This window comes from Caldanaerovirga acetigignens (assembly GCF_900142995.1).
Lineage (GTDB): Bacteria > Bacillota > Thermosediminibacteria > Thermosediminibacterales > Thermosediminibacteraceae > Fervidicola > Fervidicola acetigignens.
In genome coordinates, this window is sequence record NZ_FRCR01000004.1 from 171,097 (window position 1) to 194,179 (window position 23,083).

The following is a 23,083-nucleotide window of genomic DNA, read 5'->3' on the forward strand; positions in this document are numbered from 1 at the left end:
ATTATACCAATATTTGCCGACAAAATCCAGCCCGGGTTTTTTTATCCTACTTTGAAGCAGCTTCCTCCAATAAATTCACGGATTATCGAATTCGCGGGTATTTCCCGTTCGTCCTGGAGGGGCTCGAAGTGCTCGAGGAGCTTTAAAAGGTACCTCGCCGTCACGTGTTCGGGAAATTCCTCGCCTATTTTCTTCAAAAGTGGCTCTGCGTATTTCTTTAATACCGCAAATTCATAGACCAGAGCGGAGTTAAACATGACGTCGGCCTCTTCCTGAAAGGGGAAGACGTATTTTTTCGACCCCTTTTGCACAGAAGGCCACATAGCAATGGTCTTTAAGGCATCCGCCCCTCGGGTGCGGCTGTCCCGCACTATTCGCCTAAAAAGCCTTGTATGGGCAGTGGAAATATAGTTGTGGTTATCTATGGAAAGCTGGGTCAGGGCGCTCACGTAAATTTTGAACTTATCCTTTTTGGGGATGGCAAAGGTGAGATTTTCGTTTAACGCGTGGATGCCTTCTATGATGATGGGCTGGTCCTTTTCAATTTTTACGGGGTACTTGCGAAACTCCCTTTTGCCTGTGATGAAATCGTACTTTGGCAGGTATACCTCTTTCCCCTGTATCAAAGCCGCAAGCTGCCGGTTGAAAAGTTCGATGTCTATGGCCTCTAAAGCTTCAAAGTCGGGCTTTCCGTCCTCTCCCAAAGGCGTCTTTTCCCGGTCCACAAAATAGTCGTCCAGCGATATGGCAAGGGGCTTTGCCCCATTTACCATGAGGTGCACCATAAGCCTCTGGGCGAAAGTAGTCTTGCCGGAGGAAGACGGGCCTGCTATCAGTATTACCCTCAGCATATCCCTGTTTTCGCAAATCAAATCGGCGATTTGAGCTATCTTTTTTTCATGCAGGGCTTCCGCTATCCTAATTATTTCTCCCGCCCTTCCCGATGCTATATATTCGTTCAATGCACCGGCATCGGCTATCCCCAGTATGTGAGCCCAGCGCTCGGACTCCCGGAATACTTTGAAAAGTTTGGGCTGTTCGTCAAAGGGCGGGATCTCCAGCGGAGCCTCCGGCTCCGGGTGCTGCAGGATGACGCCGGGAAGGTAAAACTTAAGTGCAAACCACCGCACGTATCCGGTAGAGGGGAGCAAAATCCCTGCAAAGTAGTCCATCAATCCGTCAAGCTCGTATACGTCAATGTGGTCTTCCTTTACGTGCTTGAGCAGCCTTACCTTGTCGTCCCAACCTATTTTTTTGAAATATACCGCCGCCTCTTCGGTCGGGATCTTTTTTTTGATTATGGGAAGGTCCCTTTCCACGAGTTCCCGCATCCTCATTTCTACAGCCTTAACGTCGTCTGAGTCAATCGGTTCTTTCCACTGGATTTCAGAGTAGATTCCGTTTCCTATGGAGTGTTCCACCATAACCCTGCAGCCGGGGAGGACGTCGCTCGCCGCCTTTATGAAAATGAAAGCTAGGGTCCTTACGTATATCCTCATGCCGGTTTCGCTGGAAAGGTCGAGAAATTCTACGTCAGCATCATCTTCTATGACGTGGTTGAGGTCGTAGACGCGGTTTCTTAACACTGCTGCAACCGCCGGAGAAGAAAAGGAATCCTTTACTCCTTCGGCGATTTCGCGCAAAGTTACGGGGCTTTCGTAAGTCCTTTCACCGATGCCCTTTATATAAACCTTCAATGCGTTTCCACCTCCCGAAAGCGCAAAATCCTACCTGCTCGCGCCACCGCCGCCGCTGGAGCCTCCTCCGAATCCCCCTCTACCGCTAAATCCACCGCCGCCGAAGCCGCCACCGAATCCGCCAAATCCTCCACCGAAAAATCCGCCGCCGAAGGGACCGCGGAAGGGGCCGAATCCTCCTCCAGGCGGCCTCCTCCAGATACCCGGCCACAGACCGGATAAGATTATTATCCACGTAACGATGAAGAACATTATGGCGAGTATCAATTCCAGCGGAATTCCCTCTTCGCCGGAGTAAGCGGAAAGTTCCGCAAATTCGCCTTCTTTAAGATCCAGGTTGTATTCCCCTGCTACCTGCGCCGCGACGGCCATGAAAGTGTCGGTAATTCCTTTCGAATATTCCCCTTCTTCAAAGGCGGGAAGGGCATAGGTATCCAATATCCACCCCGCCTTCCCGTCAGTTATGGCTCCCTCAAGGCCGTATCCCACTTCGATGCGGATTCTGCCGCTTTTCCCGGAAAGCAGGTTTTCCTTGTTTACCAGTATTAAAACGCCGTTGTTTTTCTCCCTGTCTCCTATTCCCCAGCTTCGAAAGAGCTCTAATGCGTAGTCCTCTATCGTCCTCCCCGAAAAATGGTTTACCGTCACAACTACTATCTGGGCACCTGTCCTATCGTCGATAGCCTTTGCATAGGCCCTTATCTTCGCCTCATCAGCCTCATCGATAAGGCCTGCATAATCATAGACGTAGACGAGTTCCGAAGGCCTTGATGGTACCGGGTCTTGCGCCGCGACTTCTTTTAAAAATATTGAAAAGCAAATAAGTAAAACCACTGCGGCTGCGAGCCAAAGAACATAATGCTTTCTCTTTTTCATCCCGATTATTCTCCTTTACCGCTGAAGTCCACCTTAGGTGCCTCGTAAGCCCCCTCTTCAGCTTTGAAATACTCCTTTTTCTCAAACCCCATAATCTTGGCGATTATAACCGTAGGGAAGCTCCTTATTCTGCTGTTATACCTCTGGACAGCGTTGTTGTAGTCCATCCTGGCCACGGCTATCCTGTTTTCGGTGCCTGCAAGCTCGTCGGCCAGCTGCCTGAAGTTGGCGTCGGCTTTAAGCGTGGGATAGTTTTCCACTATGGCCAAAAGCCTGGAAAGGGCACTGGTAAGTTCGGCATCGGCCTGGGCTTTTTCTGCCACGGACCCGGCACTAATTAGCTTTTCACGGGCCCTCGTAACCTCGGTGAATATCTCCTGTTCGTGGGCCGCGTAACCTTTTACCGTCTCCACCAGATTGGGTATGAGGTCGGCCCTTCTTTGAAGCTGGTTTTCCACCTGGCTCCACTTGCTGTTCACGTTCTCCTCGGCAGCCACTAGGCCGTTGTAGCTTGAAAAGGCAAATAATAAAAGAAAAGCAACCACTACTACTATAGCGAGAATCGCGCTAGCTTTATTATTCAAAAAAGACCCCCCTAAAAATTAGTTTTGTTACATTTATTATAACATAATCATCGGCAATTTCACTTTTTGTGAATTTTTAATTGACAAAAATATTCGAGGACAGTATAATCATAATTGAGCATATTTAATCGTATTCGTGCACTATTACCGGCAAAATTTCATCATAGACGATCATTTTGGGGGTATGACCTTGTTTGCAGAAGAGCGCAGATTAAAAATAGCCGATATGATAAAAAATATTAAAAGTATAACCGTCTCGGAACTGGCGAGGACCTTTAACGTATCCGAATCCACAATAAGGAGGGACCTGCAGTTTCTGGAAGACAAGGGCTACATCCAGCGAACTCACGGCGGTGCAATCCTGCAGCACTCCTATTACGAGCCCACATATTCGGAAAAGGAATCCAAAGAAGCCGCCTCAAAGCATGAAATCGGAAAGCTCGCAGCAGAGTTGATAAAGGATGGCGACACGGTTCTCCTTGATTCGGGAACCACTACCTTAAGCGTAGCAAAAAATCTCAAGGGAAAAAAAATAACCGTTGTTACCAACTCCCCTGTCATAGCCATGGAACTTTTTTCTGAAAAGGAAATAGAAGTAATCATGGTCGGAGGTATATTCAGAAAAGAAACTGCGGCCCTCGTGGGCCCCATTGCCGAGAAAAACTTAAAAGAATTCAATGTCGATAAGGCTTTCATCGGAGCAAACGGCATCGACCTCAACGGCGTTACCACCCCCAATATCATTGAGGCAGCAACAAAAAAAGTAATGCTCAAAATATCGTCCCAACCCTACATAGTGGCCGACCATTCGAAATTCGGTATTTCAGCCTTCGTAAAATTTGCAAGTCTATCGGACATTGCCGCTATTATAACCGACCGGAACGTAGACCTAAAATGGGTAAGTTCCATTGAGGAAGCGGGAACGGAAATCATATATCCGCAGAAAGGGTGACGGCATTGATCATAACAGTTACGGCCAATCCGGCTTTGGACAGAACCATTGTACTGAAAAATTTTAAAATCGGAAAGATAAACAGGGTCTTAAGGTCCCGGGTAGATGTTGGCGGCAAAGGTATAAACGTCGCTAAAAACATTAAAGCTCTCGGCGGCGATGCAGTTTGCCTCGGATTCCTGGGCCGCAGCGATGATTTTGCAGCAAAATATTTAGAAGATTTGGGATTATACACCGACTTTACAATCATACAAAACCCGATAAGGGTAAACATAAAACTAATCGAAGAGGATTCGTCGACCTTTACAGATATAAACGAACCCGGGCCCGAAGTGGATTCTTTTGAAGCAAGATCCCTGATAGAAAAAATAAAATTCTGGGCTTTTAGGGCCCGTGTGGTGGTGCTGGCAGGCAGCCTGCCCCCAGGAGTAAAGGATGATTTTTACAACGAAATTATTTTGAGCACCAAAAGTTCAGGGGCAAAGGTAATTCTCGATGCCGAAGGCGAGGCACTCAAACTTGGCATAAAAGCCTCTCCTTACCTTATAAAGCCCAATATCCACGAGCTTTCCGGGCTAATGGGAAAGGATCTGAAAACCGATGAAGAGATAATTTCGGCCGCACTGCCAATTATTGAAAATGGCGTAAAAATTGTTGCAGTATCCATGGGGTCTCGGGGCAGCCTGACGGTCACGCAGGACAAGGCTTACTTTGTTCCACCATTGGATGTTAAAGTTAGAAGCACGGCTGGGGCAGGGGATGCAATGGTGGCAGGTTTCGCCCTAGCCCTAGATAAGGGCCTTGACACGATTCAGGCGGTGAAAATGGCATCTGCCGCTGCATCCTGTGCGGTAACCAGAGAAGGTACGCAACCCATTGACACCGAATCCTTTAATAACCTTATCAACCAAGTAAGCATAATCGAAATTCCTTTTTGAAAGGAGATTTTTATGAAAATCGGTGACATCCTGAGCAAGGATAGAATCAATCTTAATCTAAGAAGTTCCGACAAAGAATCGGTAATAAAGGAGCTAATTTCCCTTCTTGCCAAAACCGGTTCGATTACCGATAAAGAAGAGTTCTTTGAGGCCGTCTGGGAAAGAGAAAAAACGTATTCTACCGGTATCGGAATGGGCATTGCTATCCCCCACGGCAAAAGTAAAGCTGTAAAGGGCGCTGCTATAGCTTTCGGCAAATCCGAAAGAGGTATAGATTTTGATTCCCTCGACGGCAAGCCCGCTTATTTGTTCTTCCTTATAGCCGTCCCGGAAGAATCTCACGACCTGCACCTCAAGCTCATCAGCACCCTTTCAAGAAAACTGATGCACGAGGAGGTGAGAAAGGCGCTTTACGAGGCCGATACCGAGGAAAAAGTATTGGAAGCTCTGAATTTTGATTAGCACAAAACCAATTTTGAGGAGGGTTTTACATGAAAAAAATAGTAGCGGTAACGGCTTGTCCGACGGGCATAGCCCATACTTACATGGCCGCCGAGAACTTATCTATAGCCGCTAAGGAACTGGGAGTAGAAATTAAAGTGGAGACCCAGGGCTCCGTGGGCATTGAAAACAAATTATCCGAAGAGGATATAAAAAACGCGGATGCGGTAATAATCGCCGCCGCCACAAAGGTAGACAAAAGCAGATTTTATGGAAAACCTATTCTAGAAGTCCCTGTGGAACAGGCCATTAAGGATGCTAAATCGCTCGTAGAAAAGGCTCTCAAAATGGAGAAATCCGCGGATTACCTGGAAAGGGTCGAAGAAATTCACAGGAAAAGGTCGGCAGCCCGTACAGGAGCTTATAAACACCTCATGACAGGCGTGTCGTACATGATTCCCTTCGTAGTCGCTGGAGGTATCCTTATCGCTATATCCTTTGCATTCGGCATAAACGCCTTTAAGAACGAGGGGACCCTGCCGGCCGCTTTAATGCAGATAGGTGGCGGTTCGGCCTTTGCGCTCATGGTGCCCGTGCTCTCAGGGTATATCGCCTATTCTATAGCCGACAGACCGGGTCTCGTGCCGGGTATGGTCGGCGGTATGCTGGCAGTCAGTACAGGTGCAGGTTTCCTGGGTGGCATAATTTCCGGTTTTCTTGCAGGTTATACCGTAGACTTCATAAAAAGGAGTATTAAACTTCCCAAGACTTTAGAAGGCATAATGCCCGTGCTTGTGCTACCAGTATTATCATGTCTCATAGTCGGCCTTCTTATGATTTACGTTATAGGCACCCCGATCAAATCAATAATGACAGCCCTCACCAACTGGCTTACGGGCATGAGCAAGTCCAACGCCGTATTGCTGGGGCTCATATTGGGTCTCATGATGGCCTTCGATATGGGAGGTCCTGTGAACAAAGCCGCCTATACCTTTGCCACAGGCCTCTTGGCGTCGGGAATTTACACACCTATGGCCGCCGTAATGGCCGCAGGTATGACTCCCCCGTTAGGATTGGCCCTTGCCACACTAATCGCAAAAGACCGCTTCACAGAGGATGAAATAGAAGCGGGCAAAGCTGCCTGGGTACTGGGTATCTCGTTTATAACCGAAGGAGCGATACCTTTTGCAGCCGCCGACCCTCTAAAGGTCATTCCTTCGATCATGGTGGGTTCTGCGGTGACCGGCGCCCTGTCCATGCTCTTCGGAGCAACTTTGAGGGTGCCCCATGGAGGTATATTCGTCCTCCCAATCCCTAATGCCGTCGGAAACCTGCCGATGTACGTGATTTCGATAATAGCAGGCACTGTGGTAACGGCTTTTATGGTGTTGTTGCTGAAAAAGAAAGCATCCTAAGTTAAGATAAGGGGTTAACTACCCCTTATTTTTTTACCTGTATGCATGAGCCGTTTCACGGCCCCGCCTCTTAAAAATACTGTATACATTAATCCATGCTATGAAGGATTTTGTAGTAAAACTTATAACTTGCGTTACTTGTACACTAAAATAAAAATAGAAAAAATAAAATGAAAACGGGAGGTTGGAAAATGAAGAAGGCACTTGCACTCGTAACTGCAGTCTTGCTCTTGGCCGTTCTTGTAGCAGGCTGCAGCGGAGGCGGCCAGAACACTGGCGGCAGCCAGAAGTTCATCAACATTGCTACCGGAGGAACCTCCGGCACCTACTTCCCATTGGGAGGAGCTCTTGCTGAAATTTGGAACAAGAATATTAAGGGAGTAAATGCTACAGCCCAGAGCACAGGAGCATCCGTGGCAAACGTAAACCTATTGAAGGACGGCAAGGCCGAAGTGATTTTCGTCCAAAACGATATAGCCTATTACGCGTTAAACGGCACCGAAATGTTTAAAGACAACAAATACGAAGATATCCGGGGACTTGCCACACTTTATCCCGAGACCATCCAGATTGTCACACGGGCCGATAAGGGAATAAAGAGCATTTTAGACTTGAAAGGTAAAAAGGTAGCAGTAGGCGCTGCAGGAAGCGGCACCGAAGCCAACGCAAGGCAAATACTCGAAGCTGCAGGAATTACCTACAAGGACATTCAGGTTCAATACTTAAGCTTTTCTGAAGCAGCCAACAACCTTAAAGATGGCAACATAGATGCGGCCTTTGTAACGGCGGGCTTCCCGACAGCAGCAGTACAAGATATTGCTGCCCAGCACAAGATAGTGATAATCCCCGTTGACGACAAGACAGCCGATGCATTGATATCAAAGTATCCCTTCTACACAAAGACAGTTATTCCTGCCAACACTTACAACGGGCAGACCGAAGACGTAAAGACAGTATCAGTCAAATCTATGTTGGCAGTAAGTTCCAAGATGGATGAGGAAACTGCCTACAACCTGGTAAAAACCATGTATGAAAACCTCGAGAGATTAAAGACTGCCCACGCTGTCGGCGAAAAGATAGTTCCGGAAGCCGGAAAGGAAGGAATGTCCATACCGCTTCACCCCGGAGCGGAAAAGTATTTTAAAGAAAAAGGCTTATAATTGTTAAGGGGGGATTTGCGAGCATTGGAAGTTATTCCAATGCTCGTTTTATGGATACAAAAGGAAGCTATTTTTTATTGATTTTAGCAGTAATATTGGCCATTTTCTTTTGCAGGTTTCATATAGAGCACGAATGGTCGGTTGTGATTTTTAATAGAAGCAAAAATGAAAAAATTGCTGTGCCGGTAAATAGTAAATACTTTACAATCACTTTCGTACATTCTATAGAGAGGACTCCCGTATCTGAAATATACAGTATAGACGAAGATGGAAAAATAATCCTGAACGAAGTGCGTTTTTACTCTCTGGGAACAGGACTTCCTTTTTCAAGTGATGGAATTTTTAAAAATGAAAATGGGCAGTTTGTTATAAAGGAAAAGAAAAGCTTTCCTAGCCTGCTCCTTCGGGTGTCCCCAATCCCCGGCCATGCATTAATCGCCGAAGGAAGGAAGATAAACTTTCTCGAAATTGCAGAAAGTGAAGACCTTCTTGAGATACGGGCACAAAAAAGGTGGGTTGTTGTAAGGAGATGAGAATTATTATGGGAAAGGAGTGCAGATAAAATGTCAGAAAAGCATACAAATGAAGCTTTATCCGCAGTTGACGCAGAGGATATCTTGAGGAAATACGATAAAGAGTCCGACTTCAGGAAGCTCGAAGGTTTTTGGGCAAAAGTCGTAGCCGCTATTGCAATAACTTTCTCAGTCTTTCAGCTTTATACCGCTGTCTTCGGAGTCTTAGACGCAATGATTCAGCGCTCGATACACCTAGCTTTCGGCCTTTGCTTGATATTTCTGCTCTACCCTGCAAGAAAAAGCTGGCCAAGGGACAGGATTCATCCAATTGATTTTATAACCGCCATAGCAGGAGCAGCCGTTCCACTTTATATAGTTGCAAATTACAAAACCCTGGTTCTCCGCGCAGGCACAGTAACCACGGCAGATTTCATCACAGGCCTTATAGGGGTAATGCTCGTACTTGAAGCTGCAAGGAGGGTTGTGGGCCTTCCCATAGTTACAATCGCATTCCTCTTTATAATATATGCCTTAGCCGGGCCTTACATTCCGGGGCAGTTGGCACACCGGGGAGCTGACCTGCCTACCCTGGTTCAGCACCTATTTTTCACAACTGAAGGCATCTTCGGAATACCGATAGGAGTTTCTTCTACTTTCATATTTCTTTTCATACTCTTTGGGGCCTACCTTGAAAAAACCGGAATGGGCCAATTTTTCATCGACCTTGCCAATGCCATCGCAGGCTGGGCTTCTGGAGGCCCTGCCAAAGTAGCAGTCCTTTCAAGCGGCCTTATGGGCACAGTCTCCGGTAGCTCAGTGGCAAACGTAGTAGGGACCGGGAGCTTTACAATCCCGATGATGAAAAGCCTGGGTTACAAGCCGGAATTCGCAGGCGCAGTAGAAGCTACCGCATCCACAGGTGGACAGCTCATGCCCCCAATTATGGGCGCTGCCGCATTTCTAATGGCCGAATTTACCCAGATACCTTATAACAAGATAATATTATCAGCCGCGATACCTGCTCTTTTATATTATTTCGGAGTCTGGACAGGAGTTCACCTCGAAGCAAAGCGGTTAGGCCTAAAAGGCCTCAGCAGAGATGAACTCCCGAAGATAAAAAACATCATGATGGAACGCGGCCACCTTATGTTTCCCCTGATAGCGATTGTGTACCTTCTCGTCACGGGATATACGCCGATGAAGGCAGCGCTTTATGCTATTGTTTTCTCGATTGCGACGGCGATGCTCAGAAAGAATACCCGAATTAGCTTTTCAGATATAATAGCAGGACTTGAGCAAGGTGCGCGAAACGCCCTAGGAGTCATAGCTGCAACAGCCTGCGCAGGAGTGATAATAGGTGTAGTGACCTTGACCGGACTAGGACTCAAGATGGGAAGTTCTCTCGTAGGCCTTGCCGGCGGAAACCTCTTCTTGACGCTTTTTTTCACGATGATTACTTCGATCATACTCGGAATGGGAGTTCCTACTACTGCAAACTACGTTATAACATCTACTATCGCAGCACCGGCCCTGTTGATGCTTAACGTCCCGGTTCTTGCAGCCCACATGTTCGCGTTTTACTTTGGCATTATCGCAGACGTCACGCCCCCCGTTGCCCTCGCTGCCTTCGCCGGAGCCGGGATAGCAAAGGCAAACCCCTTAAAGACGGGCATCAACGCGGCAAAACTCGCAATAGCAGCATTCCTTGTGCCATACATCTTCGTCTACAATCCATCGCTTCTTCTGCTAAACGTCCACAGCACTCTTGACATTTTATGGATAATCGCTACTTCTCTAATAGGTATAGTAGCCGTGAGCTCTTCTGTATCCGGATTTTTAATTATAACCCAGACAATAATAGAGAGGGTAATATTCTTCGTAGGAGGCATACTTCTTGTAACGCCTGGACTTTACACCGACGTAATCGGAGCAGGGTTACTAGCATTGGGGCATTTCATCCAGATGACAAGAGTCAAAAAATCGAAAAAATAATATAAACAAACCCTCGGAATTTTTCTCCGGGGGTTTTTATGCTTTTGAAAGAAACGCAAGGCCTTCTAAGAATTTTCTCATGTTTATTTTCCCGCCTTCTTGAGTTTTCTTTCTCAAAAAGTCCATCTGCTTTTTTACCTCTTTAAAGTCAAAGAGAACTGGCGCATACCTCATGAACTGTTCTCCGTGGTAATCCTCGAGGCCCATGAGAGCCACATTGTCCATGGCCTTATTTATAGCCCTCCGGATCCTCATTTCTATCGCTTTTATGTCGGACGACTTTTTTATCCCTGCCTTCTCATAATAATCTTTCAAAAAAGTATATAGTTCCTGGAGGTTCGCCGTGTTCTTCTTTACCACATCGTAATTTTCAATAAGTACCTTTATATCCTCGCTCCCCGCATCCCCCAAAATTCCAAGCTCAGCCAAGATGTAGTCTAACTTCTCAGTCCTTCGCACTTCCTTTTTATTCCCATTTTCGTTTAATGTCCCCGATACGGTTTCCTTTATCATTTCCAGGGCTCTCTTTAGTCTTATCATTTCACCAACCTTGCTCAAGACGCTCACCGTCTCGGTGGCATTTACAGGCTTATGAATGAAAAACTCAATTCCGGCTTCATAAGCTTTGCTTATCATATTCTGCGCCTCTACCTGAGATATCATTATAAAGTAAGTGTCAAGTCCCCTTGCTCTAACTTTCTTTATCACCTCAATCCCGTCCTTTTTGGGCAACAAAAGGTCAATTAAGGCTATGTCGGGATTGAGCGAAATCAATTTTTTTTCGGCTTCATCGCCGTCTTCCGCTTCTGCTATGACCTCTCCTAGGTCGTAGTTTTCAATAATCCCTGCAAGTATCCGCCTAACTGCCCTGTCGTCTTCAATTATCATAATCCTGTAATCCACTTTATCATCCTTCCTCACCTCATGTTCTCAGCACTACACTGTCTGCGGGCAACTTTACGCAAAATCTGCTTCCAGTGCCTTTCTCTGATTCAACCTCTATCTTTCCTCCCATCTTTTCGACCAAATTCTTTACGTGTGTAAGCCCAAGACCCGTCGAGAAAGACCCATCCGACATGACTTTAGTTGAGAATCCGGGTTCGAAAATGTACGGAAGGTCTCTTGAGTCAATCCCGCAGCCGTTGTCTTCCACCAAAATTATAATTTCTTCTCCTTTGCGTTTCACGACTACTCTTATCCATCCTCCATCCTCATTTACCGCTTCTAAAGCATTGTATACTAAATTCCCCAATATAGAAAAAATGTCAAAATAATTTTTCACGATAAAATCTTCATCGCCAATAGTTATTAATTCGACCTTCTTTCCTTCCTTTTTCATCCATCTTTCCGTATTTTTTCTCAATAACGACAAAATCGCGCTTATCTTCATCCCTCCCTCATTTTCCTCCGGTATAAGCTGGGAAAACCCTGCATTTATCCTTAAGTAGTCCTTTTTTATATCGTGGACCCTCCTCGCAAGGTCAAGGGCTTTTTCTTTGAGCGTTAAAATTTCATCACCGCTCATATTTTCAGAAATGCTGCTATAAATTTCGTAGCTCTCTTTCATTACATCTTCCATGTCGGCTGTAGACTTTTTTAAAAATAGGAGCTCTGCCTTGAGCTCGGAGAGAATCTCCACAAGCTCCGCATAGCGCTTTTCATGTTCTTCTTTTAATATTATTAATTTTTGCCTTTCTAACATCCAATAAAAAGCATAAGTTACGATGCTGCGGATGAGGCCTACGCCGACAAGAGGAGGGAAAATCCGTTGAAAGTATACAAAATTCATTTCGCGCCGCACCGAAAGTTCCACTAGATTTGCCGCTATATCCGAAAGCGACATAACCGATATAAAATTCACAGGCATTTTTACTAAATTCCGTATTCTCCAAAGTCCTAGCAAAGTCCCGTAAACAATGTAGTAAAAAAACGCCGGATAATGCAGACTTACAGCTTGTTCAAATCTCAAACCTTTGACCAAAAAAGACAAAGCAACGCGAAACAAAAAAACGAAAGCCCCCGAAAAAGTTGCGAGTATCATCTCTGGCACTTCTTTGAAGTACAGCAAAAGAAAAGAAATAGCTATAACTCCGGCTGTAAACCTGAAGGCGGTGCCGAAGGGATAAAAATATACCTCCCCTATTACAGCAGTGAGCAACGCTGTTACCATTAATTCTTTCAGATCCTTTTTTAGTTTCACAAACATGCCTCCAAAAAATCTATATCATGACTATTATATCAAAAAAGTTTCCTTTCAATCTAATCTAGATGAGTCTAAAGATACCGATAAGTATGAGGATTATGCCAGGTAGGCATGAAAGAGTGAGGACTTTTTTCCTTATGTTTTTTCCACCAAGGTAAAGGCCTACCGACATCAATGCAAATTCAAAAACAGCTACTAATAAAACCGCATGAATAACTTTAAACCCCATTGCCCCTGCCCCAAGCCCTGCTCCGACAGCATCTAATGCAAGAGCCGCCCCTAGAAAAAAAGATTCTTTCGACTCGATAATGCCCGATACGTCAAAATCTGCTGATTCGGGTTCCCTCATTATATCTACCACTATGGAAAAGATCGTGCTTGTTTTTTTCTTTCTTTCTTTAAAACCTTCTCGTTTGAATGTTTCTTTTAATGATAAAAAGCCTAGTAAAATCAAGATAGCACTTCCCGCATATCTAGATAAATCAAAAGGCACAACTCTTTCTATAATACACCCCATTGTCATCGAAAGAAAGAAGGCTGCCGATGTAGAAAAGGCAATAATAAACTGGGATAAAATCGGAATTCTGATACCTCTTAAGCCATAGGTAAGCCCAGCAAAAAAGCTGTCAACACTCACGGCTATAGAAAGAAAAAGGCATGAAAAAAAATCTGCCATTATGAGCATCCTCCAATTTTTCTATTTTCGCGATTTCAAGACTTCTTCTTTCAGAACTTCCCAGACTTTTCTGTAAAGTTCAATGAACTGAGGGGTGGACTTTAAAGACAGCATTTCCCTTGGCCTTTCGAAGCCCACGTCAAAAGCAGCCTTAACCCTTCCAGGCTGGGCAGTCATCACCACTATTCGGTCCCCTAAAAAAATAGCCTCATCTATACTATGAGTTATAAATATCGCGGTCTTCCCGCTCCCCTCCCAAATTTTCAGGAGTTCCTGCTGAAGAATTAGACGGTTTTGTTCATCTAAAGCTCCAAAAGGTTCATCCATTAAGAGGATTTCCGGATTACTCGCAAAGGCCCTCGCTACGTTTACCCTTTGCTTCATCCCCCCGGAAAGCTGATGGGGATAATAATCGGCAAAATCTTCTAACCCCATCAATTTAAGATAAAAGTATGCAATCTTTTTCCTTTCCTCCACAGGTACACCCCTTAATTTAAGGCCGTACTCTACATTATCTATAACTTTCATCCAGGGGAAAATAGCATCTCCTTGAAACACTACTGCCGTAATTTGTCTATTTTCAAGCTTAGACTTTATATAAATTTCCCCATGAGTCTTTTTTTCGAGCCCGGCGAGAATCCTGAGCAATGTGCTCTTACCGCAGCCTGACGGCCCAACTATAACTAAAAACTCTCCTTCTTTTACCGAAAGGTTTAGGTCTTTCAATGCTACTACTTCTTTATTGCGCGACCTAAATATTTTCGTAAGGTTTTCTATGCGTATGATTTCTCTATCCAAAAAGACCACCCCTCTATTGGCAGTTTTTCCAGGGGATTACAATTTTCTCTACAATATCGAGAAGGTAGGAAAAGATGTATCCCAAAAACGCAAGAACGATAAGGGCGCAAAACATCCTTTCTATGTCAAACATGTCGTAGGCCCGCCATATCATCCAGCCCACTCCAGCACGGGCAGCCGAAAGCTCGGCGGCGACAATCAGCAAGAGGGCGGTCCCCATTCCTAGTTTTAACCCAGCGAAAATCATCGGTAGGGCACCTGGAAAAGCAACAGTGGTGTAAAACTGTATTTTGCTCGCACCAAAGCTTTTTGCTACGTCGATGTAAATGGAGTCGATATTCAAGACACCAGCCATAGTATTTATGAGCACTAGATAAAAGACTCCAATGGCAATGGTGAATATTTTAGAGCTCTCTCCTAAGCCAAAAACTATAAGTATCAGAGGCATTATCGCCAGCTTGGGTATTGGGAAAGTCACGGCAACCAGGGGCATGAGCAGAGCCCTTACCGGCGGGAAAAGCCCCATGGAAAGGCCCAGGATCACTCCTGGCACGGCACCAACGATGAACCCACATACAATCCTCGAAGTACTTACCAAGGTGTGGTATAAGAGTTCTCCCGAAGCGACAAGGGGAACTAGTGTTTCAAAAATTCTCGAGGGGCTCGAGAATAGCCTGACGTCTATCAGCTTTAAGGCGGCTAGTGCTTCCCATAGAAAGAGCAAGAACAAGGGGGAAAGGAAGGAGAAAGTTCTCAGTAAAAAGGCCTTTTTCTGCCTAGAATTATTTTCGGCATCATCGGCAAGATCTTCCATCTTAATTGTCTGATTCAACTTTTCTTGCACCGCGTTCACGTCATTTCCCCCTTTCAGAAAATGTAGGACAAAAACATACTATATCATGTTTATTCATATTATTCATACTTACCGAGGACGCTCAGAGCGTAGTCCACGTAGCTGTTGTCTACCACATCTTCGACCTTGAGTTGGCCTTTTAGCAGGCCTCTTTCGATGTACCAATCCAGGTCCATCTGAATTCCCTTCATCCTAACGTAGCCGTTGGGATTAAGCCCTACCGGAAACATCTTTTCGTAAAGCGCCTTATCCTTCACTGAAGAATATTCCGCAAGAATGGATATTATTTCGTCCTTGTTTTTGTTCTTGAAAAATGCGTCATTGTAGTCCCTCAGGGATTTTATATAGGCAAGCATGAACCTCTTTGCGACTTCGGGGCGTTCTATCATGCTTTTTCCGTATACCAAAAGGGCAGTCTGGGCATCCGGGTCGTACTCTGAGGGGTCTTTCCACGGGTCTCCAATGCCTTTTTCTACAGCCGCTGCTATGAATGGCTCTATGAGCATTCCGCCATCGATGCTCTTGTTGCTCATCGCAGCGACTATATCCGGAAACGACCTTATAACCTGCAGATCGACGTCACCGGTGGTCATGCCGCCTTTATTGAGCACCCGGTCTAAGGCAATTTCGTCCAGCGACGCAGTCCCTACAATGGCAAGCTTCCTGCCTTTCAGGTCATTGTAATCATTTATTTGATCTACCAGGTCCTTCCTGATTACCAGTCTGTAATAGCCCTTACCCGGTATATTTATACCCTTGTCTGCTACGATTTTTATCGGAATTCCCCGCAGCATGGCGTTAAAAAGGCCTGATGCAGTAACCGTGCATCCGACGTCTAGCTGTCCTGCTCCGAGGGCATTTATCATGTCCTGACCCGTATTAAACTGCACTGGCTCGATTTCTATCCCCAGTTCCTTGTAGTACCCTTTTGCCATCCCTATGAGCACTCCTGCATCGGATACCACCTGCTTCATCCCCACGGTAACCTTTACAGAGGGCAAAAGGGGCTCTACTCCAGGGAAGTTGCCGGCCTCTACCTTGCCTTCACCCGAAGGCTCCTGTTTTGCCGCTTGCTTCCCGCACCCCGCTGCAAAAACCGAAAAAAGTAGCATAACCACCAGAAGCATTGCTATTTTTCTCATATTTCCCACTCCCTCCAGCTAAAAATTCATCTCTTGATATAATATTTTTTAAGACACGTCATGGTTACACTAACGATTCAGGGTAAATAAAAAAAGCCCGGTCTTTATTAGACTCGGGCTTTTTGTCGTATTTTTCATACGTCTACAAATATCCCTCGGCCTTCAATATGTCCACAGCGGATTTCAGGTCTTCATGGGTTACCATGATTACCGGCCCCGTGCACCCCATACCGCTTTCCGCATATATTCCGCTTTTCCATAAAATCCTTACCGCCTCTTCCATCTGAAGCACGTCTATGCCTGCTATCTCTTCCGTTACAGCTTTCTTAGGGGGCGGCTCAAAAGCCGCTTCTTTTTCAGGTTTTACAGCCTTTTCCAGTTCGGACAAGAATTCGTGAAATCCTGCCTTCCTTAACTTTTCGAATTCTTCTGATGCCTTCTCGAGGAGTCTTCCCCTCACCAATTCTACGGCGTACCGGATAGCCCCTTCCACCACCGGCGCTCCTGAGGCCCTGGAAAGGATGAGGATTATCCTCTTGTAGCCCTCGCCGATGCCGGGACCGTAGCCCCAGCCTAATGCTTCGTAATCGCCGCCCGTGGTGTAGGCCGAAAGTATTTTTACTAGGATGTTGCCTGTCAGGGTATCCGTCACCATGACGTCGCAGGAACCCGCAAGGAGGTCGTTGCCTCTCATTATGCACCCGCCGTCTGCCCTCATAGACCCCGCAAAATTTATTTCGTACCCTTGCTCTGAAAGCTGCTTCAGCAGCCTCTCCACCTGCCGGGAACCGTCGACGTTGAGTATGCCCACGCTCGGGTTTTCAATCCCCAGGGTTTTTGCTGCTATGATTCCGTACACAGCGTTCTTCACCATGGCTGCGACCCGGTTGACAGCAGAGGTACCGGTAGTCGTCGCTATTAGCATCGGCTTTCCCCTTGCAGGAGTAACCACCCTTCCCACTGTAGAGACACCTACCGGGAAGTTGTAATGCATGGTGACCACGGCGTCCAGTTCACCGCCGTCGAGCATCTTTTCCATAATCCGGTGTGCTTCCTCCAGCGTGCCGGCTTTTACACATTGAATCCCCCGCCCTTCTACTTCCTCACCGGCACCGATAAGCACTACTTCTACCCCATCGAGGCTCTTTGCCGCTTCCTTTGCCGCACCTATCAGCATCTCGGGGGGATGCTCGCTGCCGTGGACGGTCAATCCCACCCTTATCTTTTTTGTCCTGCGGCCTTCTAAAGCGTCGGCAAGCATATCAAAGATTTCAGGCTTATTTAGGGGCACCGGCCTCCCCCCTCGTCTTCAAGTATTCGGCAAATTCTCGGAAGGCTTCAGCCAGATACGACGAAATATCGGGCAATTTCTCTTCCTTTTTCTCCCCGGGGTTCTTTTCCATTAGAAATGATATGCCGTCGAAGAGGTTGGTCATGCGTCCGAGGAAGAGGCTTCCCTTTCCTATTATCATGGCCCTTGTCATGTTTCCTGCCAAAATCCTGTCTCTCGCATAGCCTATAACGGGCACCCCCGATGGGATGTGGCCCTGGGTCGGGGCAAATCCCACCACGCCGTGCTTTTCTATGAAGGATTCCATTTCTTCTTTTTTGAGCTCCCCGCGCTTTACGGCAATAGCGGCGATCATCTTGTAGTTGGCTTTCGGGACGTCCCCTGCCCCTGCGGGCTCCGTTATCTCGGGGTTTTGAAGTTCAGGGGCGTATTTGTCTACATCGGCAGCTTTTAGATTCAACCTATCCAGGGGGTCGTATACGATGCTCTGCATAACAGCCTGAGGTGCCGCACCCGCTGCTATCGGGTGCTTTCCGACAGAATCGAGCCTTATAACGGGGTTTACGCCGTCGTCGCTGCTCACCAGCACTGCAAAGCCGCCGAGCACATCTTCTAAAAGCGGCATTCCCTTTGCCACATGGTCCCTGCCGTTCATACCTAGCTTTGCAGCAGCTCCTCCCGCGACTACCGCCACCTTATTATACACTCCGGCCTTCACCAGGGCCGCAGCGCTAATAAGGGCGTGGGTGGGGCCCGCGCAAAAGCCTCTCATGTCGGCTCCCGTCGCATTGCCGCAGCCAGCGATTTCCCCTATGGCTTTGGCGAAATTCCCACCACCCCTCTGGTTCATATCGCCGCAGGCCTCTTCCGAACATTCGATTATATAGTCCACCTCGCCCGGTGAAATTCCGGTGACCTTAAAAAGGTGCCTTAAAGCCAGAACCGCCGAAGTTTTTGTGGCAAGATTCTCCGCCATTACATGGGCCGAGAGGGTTTCGTCTCGGTCGTGGGCCTTCCGCACGCAGCCCACTAACTTGCCGTCACACCTCAGTTCCACGGCGCCCTCTCCAATATGCTTTTTTATCGTATCTTCGTCTGCAACGTTCTTTATGCGGTTTATGTCATCCGCTGAAAAGAGCGGATGGTTGAGGAGCTTTTGCTTTACGCCTTCCGCAAACTCCCGTTCCAGGATGACAAGGCCGAAGACGTCGGACATGGCCATAAGGCCGCAAAATTCGTCTTCCGGCATTATTTCGCCGTAACGCCCGAACCGCGAGGAATTTTCAAGCGGATTTTGGTACCAGGGCCTTTTTATATTCTTCAAGTCTTCGGGCGATATATTCCCTATATACGTCTGGTTCGGCGGATAAGCGACGGCTTCCTCGTAAGTCCTCAAGTGGTCCCTTACCCTTTTTATATATTCGGAACCCGGGTTTTCCCTTTCTAAAAGCTGGGTGGTGCCAGCTACCACCGTGAGGTTTGGCACGTGCACCAGCACGTAGCTGGCACCGGAAATCACAGCATTGCTCACAATTAGCCCTCCTTCGGCAGCCTTTTTCTTTCTGGTTTTAATCTTCGAATACCGTCTGCCTGTCAATGTCCGTCGTCAAGGCTTTCAAAGCTTTCAGTACCAGCCGCCTTCTCAGTGCTTTCTCCTGGTCTTTTGTAAGCGAAGGATTGCCAAGGGGGTGCGGTATTGCAACAGCCGGAACAATACGGTTTGCTCCTACCGTCAGCGAAATCGGCACTATCGTGCACACGTGGGTCGTGGGAATACCTGCCCTTTCAAGTTCCTTTACCATCGTTGCACCGCAACGAGTACAGGTCCCTCAGGTGGAGGTAAGGATTACAGCCTGAACGCCGTCGGCGATAAGTTCCTTTGCAATTTCCTGGGCAAATTTCCTGGCACTTGCCACCGACGTTCCGTTGCCCACCGTGGCGTAATAGTACCTGTGGAGTTTTCCTATTACGCCTTCCCTTTCCAGTTCGCGCATTACGTCCACGGGCAAGACCCGGTTGGGGTCCTGGTTGGCGTAGGTGGGGTCGTAACCTCCGTGGGCCGTCTGGAACTTTTCCGGGGTGAGATAATCTACGCCCTCAAGGTCGTATTTGCCGAATCTAGAAGCGCTGGAAGCTTCTATCTTATCCGGATTGCCCTTAGGCACGATACCTCCCGATGTCACCAAGGCCACGGTGGTCTTCGAGAGGTCCTTTACTGCCGGTGCGGGTGGGACCCTGTCAAAATTGGGCATTGGGTATTCGGTCGCAAAAGGTTCGCCTTTTATCTTTTTCACCAGCATGTCGACGGCCCTTTTCGCGCCGTATTCTTCGACGAAAACGTTCTTTCTTATTCCGCGCGGTATATAGCCCTCTTCTGAAGGAGTACCCAAAGCTTCACCTTTTGCAAGCTTCAACGCGAGCTTTGCCATTTTCGGCACCGCTTCCCGCATGCCTGCTGCCGAACCGGCGGTTTCCACGATATATACATCCTTTTTGTATACCTCTACTCCGGGGTTTTCCATAAACATGCCGGTGACAGCGGGAATATTTAACGTCTCTTTTACGGCCTTGCACACACTGCCACAGGCCATCCCGTATCGCCCGGCATTGAAGGCAGGGCCCGCGACTACAAAATCAGGGTTATATTTTTTTATCCGATCCAAAATATCCGCTTTCGCTTCCTCTTGGTGTTCGTTGAAATACGAATCCCCGCAGATGACTGTTCCTACGATTTCCGCTTCCCCTGCAAAGGCAGCGTTAAAGGCCATGCCCGGCCCCACAGGGCCTTCCCTGTCCTGAGGCGGTAAATCGGCCTTTTCTTCACCGCCCAGCCCGGCGAAAAACTGGTTTATATAGTGGACAACCTTGAATTTACCCATTGTGCCGCCCTCCTTTCGGACTTTTCGGACGATACGTTAAACTTTACGCCCTGTACTTGGAGTACTGCTCGCGGTACTTTTTGACCTCCCTTGCAAGCCCTTCTACATCCAGAACCATTTCCATTACCCCGACCTGTTCCTCGTACACGGCAGGGTCCACCGCCGCTTTAACCTCGGGCTCTACGATGTGATAAACTGCAAGTCCTAAGGATACGCCCGCTAAAGGCCCTGCAAAGGTGGGATCGCCATTGGTGACGGTTTCGGCCGCAATACCGGCTGCTTCGGGCTCGGCTCCGCCCAATATCACGACGACGTTTTCCGGGCCGTACTCGTCGGCTAGTTCTTTGATTCTCTTTTGGATCTCCAGATCCATTGCGCCAGCAGCCGTTCAGACGAAACACTCAGTGGTCGAAAACACCACTTCACCTGGGGTTGTCTTCATGCAAGCTTCTATGGCTGGACCGGGGACGCCGTCCCTGTCCCCTACTATCACTATCTTTTTTCCTTCAAACATGATATTCGCCTCCCTTTGAAATTTAAAGAGTTACCGCGCTCAAGCGCGTAAAACCGACTTCCGAAGTAGCTCCGGTTATAGCCTGAAGTTCTATTTCGATGCTTCCATCTTCCCTCAATGCTTTTTGAGAACCGCCGGCTATGACGGCGGCCGTATCTACCAGGCCTATCACTTTCTTCATGGGCGGGAGCACTATCACCTCGTTGGCGTTGCCCGCCGTTACCACCGCGTCAGCCTTCGGATCGGCGTCGGCCAGGGATTGGGATGCTCCATCCCTTCCAGCGTATTCGTCGGTGATGAGCACGGTTTTTATCCCTTTGTCCTCTATCTTCCTGCAGTTCATTATGAGGTCGGTATCGGGATTGCCGAAGCCTTCTTCGGTGATGATGACGCCGTCGAGGCCTAGGTATTCGGCGAGTTTTGCCGTGTAGTCGGAGGAGCGCTCTTTGTCGGCAAGGGTAACGTTTTCATTGGTTATTATTATGCCAACGAAGTTTATATCCTTGCCGTGGCGCCTGTAAAGTTCTTCAACCACGGGATTGTTTTGATGTACGTAGGTAGGGTTCTTGTCGCAGGCAGAAACGCAGTTGCCGCTCACAATCGCTCCGTCCATCAGTTCGGTGGGGTATATGAAGGTAGGTATTATTTTTTTAGCATCGACGCCGTAGACATAAGTATCGTGCAAAAGTCCCTGGCTCTGAAGCTGGTAAACGTAAGCCACTTTGGGAAGGTCCGGATATTCTTTTAAGGCCTGAGGTAACGGCTTTGTCTCGTAGACCTTAATCTCTTCGGGCTTCTTTTCTTTCACGCTTTCTGCAACGTACGCCGCCACTTTAAGTCCCGCTATTCGAAGGGCTTCTTCGTGCTCGTGCTGGGAAAGGCCTTCTACGGGATTTGCCACGACAACAAGGTTGACAAGTTTTGAAAACGGGGTGTATTCGGCTCCGGGCCCGCTCATGTCGATTATGCCTTCCTGGAAACCCACTATCCTACCGCATGTCACTACCGCCATTCCTTTCAAAACGTGGGTCCTTCCCTCGCCCACGGTGCTGGGTTTTCCAAGGAAACCCGGGAAAATAGTTCCGCCAGTCACCTTCACGCGGGGCTCGATGACGTCTTTGACCGGAATTATCCTTACCTCTTCACCCGGCTTTGCCACATCAAAGTCCACGTCTTTTATCCTCTGGTCTTCGAGGACGAGCTCGGAAAGTTCTTTCTTGCTTACGGTGAGGACGCCGTTTTCGTACCGGGTGACATCGCCAAACACCACATCCTTAACGTTAAAATACCCGAGCTCCAGTTTCATTTTCTATCCTCCCCTATAAGTTATCCTCCCCTATAAGTTCCTTTTAATCATCTCTTCAACCATCTCGATGGTGACATCCTTTGTGACCTGGTCTACTTTTTCGCCGTTCTTGTAGATTGCTATTGTTGGAAGACCCATGACTTTCTGGCTAATTGCGAGCCGCATATTTTTTGAAGTATCAAGCTTGCAAAACTTCATTCTGTCGCCGTACATTTCCTCGAGCTTTTCCACCTGGGGCATCAGGGCCTTGCAGGGCTCGCACCTTGGCCCCCAGAAGTCCACAAGCACGGGTTTCTCCGACTTTAATACCTCTTGTTCGAAATTTTCGCTGTTCACTTCCAGCAAAACCTTCACCTCCCTTTGTACAATATAGTTAGCCTTTAACTAATAAATTTTTTTGACAAACACATAGGAATTCTGATAAAACATAGCTAATATTTCTCGTAGCGGCAGGGGACTTCGATCTACCTCCTTGGGAAGCCCTTTTGCTGTCCCGAAACTAAGAGTGAAGCCCCTCCTCTATGAGATGTCTCGAATGAGCACGTTGCGGATGCAGCTTGCTGCATGCCTCGAGTTACGCGCAAGGTTGAGACTTATAGAGGACTGTGGGAACCCTGCCTAAAATTTAGTGAAAGCGAGGATGTAAATATGATCTATGGCGGTATTGATGTGGCTAAATACAGTCACGAAGTATGCCTAGTAAATGAATCCGGAGATATAGTCCTAAAGATACATATAGATAATAACCATAAAGGAATGAATAAACTTTTGCAGGCATTAAAAAGGCTCGGTTTAAGGCCTGATGACGTAAAGTTCTGCTTAGAAGCCACCGGACATTACTGGCTTCCTAT

At 47.4% G+C, this 23,083-nt stretch carries 23 protein-coding genes; 8 read left to right on the plus strand and 15 right to left on the minus strand.

Annotation, left to right across the window (positions count from 1 at the left end; all coding sequences use genetic code 11):
- Positions 1-41: 41 nt before the first annotated feature.
- From BUB66_RS04640 to BUB66_RS04650, 3 genes are read right to left on the minus strand one after another with little or no spacing between them, the layout of a single operon-like run.
- A complete protein-coding gene (locus BUB66_RS04640) occupies positions 42-1,697 on the minus strand; it encodes a nucleoside kinase (protein ID WP_073255383.1) in 1,656 nt (551 codons plus the stop codon).
- A gap of 30 nt (positions 1,698-1,727) precedes the next feature.
- Positions 1,728-2,573 (minus strand): TPM domain-containing protein, encoded by an 846-nt coding sequence (locus BUB66_RS04645; protein WP_073255386.1) that lies wholly within the window; start codon positions 2,571-2,573, stop codon positions 1,728-1,730.
- 5 nt (positions 2,574-2,578) lie between these two features.
- Positions 2,579-3,136, minus strand: coding sequence for a LemA family protein (locus BUB66_RS04650; RefSeq protein ID WP_425291867.1), 558 nt, complete (start codon positions 3,134-3,136; stop codon positions 2,579-2,581).
- 247 nt (positions 3,137-3,383) lie between these two features.
- Here BUB66_RS04650 and BUB66_RS04655 point away from each other — a divergent pair, with 247 nt between their 5' ends.
- The 7 genes from BUB66_RS04655 (at position 3,384) to BUB66_RS04685 (ending at position 10,570) form a co-directional block, all read left to right on the plus strand.
- The gene (locus tag BUB66_RS04655; RefSeq protein WP_425291868.1) at positions 3,384-4,109 is read left to right on the plus strand and encodes a DeoR/GlpR family DNA-binding transcription regulator; all 726 of its coding nucleotides are present in this window, start codon (positions 3,384-3,386) and stop codon (positions 4,107-4,109) included.
- The gene (gene pfkB, locus BUB66_RS04660) at positions 4,106-5,047 is read left to right on the plus strand and encodes a 1-phosphofructokinase (protein ID WP_159431502.1); all 942 of its coding nucleotides are present in this window, start codon (positions 4,106-4,108) and stop codon (positions 5,045-5,047) included. The genes BUB66_RS04655 and pfkB overlap by 4 nt, the downstream gene beginning before the upstream one ends.
- A gap of 12 nt (positions 5,048-5,059) precedes the next feature.
- Entirely contained in the window at positions 5,060-5,509 is a 450-nt protein-coding gene (locus BUB66_RS04665; protein WP_073255398.1) for a PTS sugar transporter subunit IIA, read from the plus strand.
- Between the two features lie 29 nt (positions 5,510-5,538).
- On the plus strand, positions 5,539-6,903 hold the full coding sequence (locus tag BUB66_RS04670) for a PTS fructose transporter subunit IIC (protein ID WP_073255401.1): 1,365 nt from the start codon (positions 5,539-5,541) through the stop codon (positions 6,901-6,903).
- A gap of 191 nt (positions 6,904-7,094) precedes the next feature.
- Positions 7,095-8,063, plus strand: a complete 969-nt coding sequence (locus BUB66_RS04675) for a TAXI family TRAP transporter solute-binding subunit (protein ID WP_143156209.1) — start codon at positions 7,095-7,097, stop codon at positions 8,061-8,063.
- 95 nt (positions 8,064-8,158) lie between these two features.
- On the plus strand, positions 8,159-8,596 hold the full coding sequence (locus BUB66_RS04680; protein ID WP_159431503.1) for a DUF1850 domain-containing protein: 438 nt from the start codon (positions 8,159-8,161) through the stop codon (positions 8,594-8,596).
- A gap of 30 nt (positions 8,597-8,626) precedes the next feature.
- Positions 8,627-10,570: a TRAP transporter permease gene (locus BUB66_RS04685; protein ID WP_073255410.1), complete on the plus strand. Its 1,944-nt coding sequence runs from the start codon at positions 8,627-8,629 to the stop codon at positions 10,568-10,570.
- A 36-nt stretch (positions 10,571-10,606) separates the two neighbouring features.
- Here BUB66_RS04685 and BUB66_RS04690 read toward each other — a convergent pair whose 3' ends face one another.
- From BUB66_RS04690 to trxA, 12 genes are all read right to left on the minus strand, one after another.
- Complete coding sequence (locus BUB66_RS04690; protein WP_084098780.1) at positions 10,607-11,473, minus strand: response regulator; 867 nt, start codon at positions 11,471-11,473, stop codon at positions 10,607-10,609.
- A 19-nt stretch (positions 11,474-11,492) separates the two neighbouring features.
- Entirely contained in the window at positions 11,493-12,770 is a 1,278-nt protein-coding gene (locus tag BUB66_RS04695) for a sensor histidine kinase (RefSeq protein WP_159431504.1), read from the minus strand.
- Between the two features lie 64 nt (positions 12,771-12,834).
- The gene (gene ytaF / locus BUB66_RS04700) at positions 12,835-13,449 is read right to left on the minus strand and encodes a sporulation membrane protein YtaF (protein WP_073255413.1); all 615 of its coding nucleotides are present in this window, start codon (positions 13,447-13,449) and stop codon (positions 12,835-12,837) included.
- A 21-nt stretch (positions 13,450-13,470) separates the two neighbouring features.
- Positions 13,471-14,247 carry an ABC transporter ATP-binding protein gene (locus BUB66_RS04705; RefSeq protein WP_073255416.1) on the minus strand — a complete coding sequence of 259 codons (777 nt, stop codon included), beginning with the start codon at positions 14,245-14,247 and terminating at the stop codon, positions 13,471-13,473.
- A 13-nt stretch (positions 14,248-14,260) separates the two neighbouring features.
- Positions 14,261-15,061 carry an ABC transporter permease gene (locus BUB66_RS04710; RefSeq protein WP_073255494.1) on the minus strand — a complete coding sequence of 267 codons (801 nt, stop codon included), beginning with the start codon at positions 15,059-15,061 and terminating at the stop codon, positions 14,261-14,263.
- 98 nt (positions 15,062-15,159) lie between these two features.
- Positions 15,160-16,242, minus strand: a complete 1,083-nt coding sequence (locus BUB66_RS04715) for an ABC transporter substrate-binding protein (RefSeq protein WP_073255419.1) — start codon at positions 16,240-16,242, stop codon at positions 15,160-15,162.
- 142 nt (positions 16,243-16,384) lie between these two features.
- Positions 16,385-17,503 carry a glycine/sarcosine/betaine reductase complex component C subunit alpha gene (grdD, locus tag BUB66_RS04720; protein ID WP_073255498.1) on the minus strand — a complete coding sequence of 373 codons (1,119 nt, stop codon included), beginning with the start codon at positions 17,501-17,503 and terminating at the stop codon, positions 16,385-16,387.
- A 16-nt stretch (positions 17,504-17,519) separates the two neighbouring features.
- Complete coding sequence (grdC, locus tag BUB66_RS04725; RefSeq protein WP_073255423.1) at positions 17,520-19,064, minus strand: glycine/sarcosine/betaine reductase complex component C subunit beta; 1,545 nt, start codon at positions 19,062-19,064, stop codon at positions 17,520-17,522.
- Between the two features lie 37 nt (positions 19,065-19,101).
- Complete coding sequence (grdB, locus tag BUB66_RS04735) at positions 19,102-20,412, minus strand: glycine reductase complex selenoprotein B (RefSeq protein ID WP_084098787.1); 1,311 nt, start codon at positions 20,410-20,412, stop codon at positions 19,102-19,104.
- A gap of 43 nt (positions 20,413-20,455) precedes the next feature.
- Positions 20,456-20,926 carry a glycine/sarcosine/betaine reductase complex selenoprotein A gene (gene grdA / locus BUB66_RS04740; RefSeq protein ID WP_084098789.1) on the minus strand — a complete coding sequence of 157 codons (471 nt, stop codon included), beginning with the start codon at positions 20,924-20,926 and terminating at the stop codon, positions 20,456-20,458.
- Positions 20,927-20,948: 22 nt separating this feature from the next.
- Positions 20,949-22,232: a glycine/sarcosine/betaine reductase component B subunit gene (locus tag BUB66_RS04750; protein WP_073255437.1), complete on the minus strand. Its 1,284-nt coding sequence runs from the start codon at positions 22,230-22,232 to the stop codon at positions 20,949-20,951.
- 30 nt (positions 22,233-22,262) lie between these two features.
- Positions 22,263-22,577, minus strand: a complete 315-nt coding sequence (gene trxA / locus BUB66_RS04755; RefSeq protein WP_073255440.1) for a thioredoxin TrxA — start codon at positions 22,575-22,577, stop codon at positions 22,263-22,265.
- Between the two features lie 303 nt (positions 22,578-22,880).
- Here trxA and BUB66_RS04760 point away from each other — a divergent pair.
- Positions 22,881-23,083: IS110 family transposase (locus tag BUB66_RS04760; protein WP_143156215.1), on the plus strand; the 203-nt coding region annotated here is incomplete at its 3' end.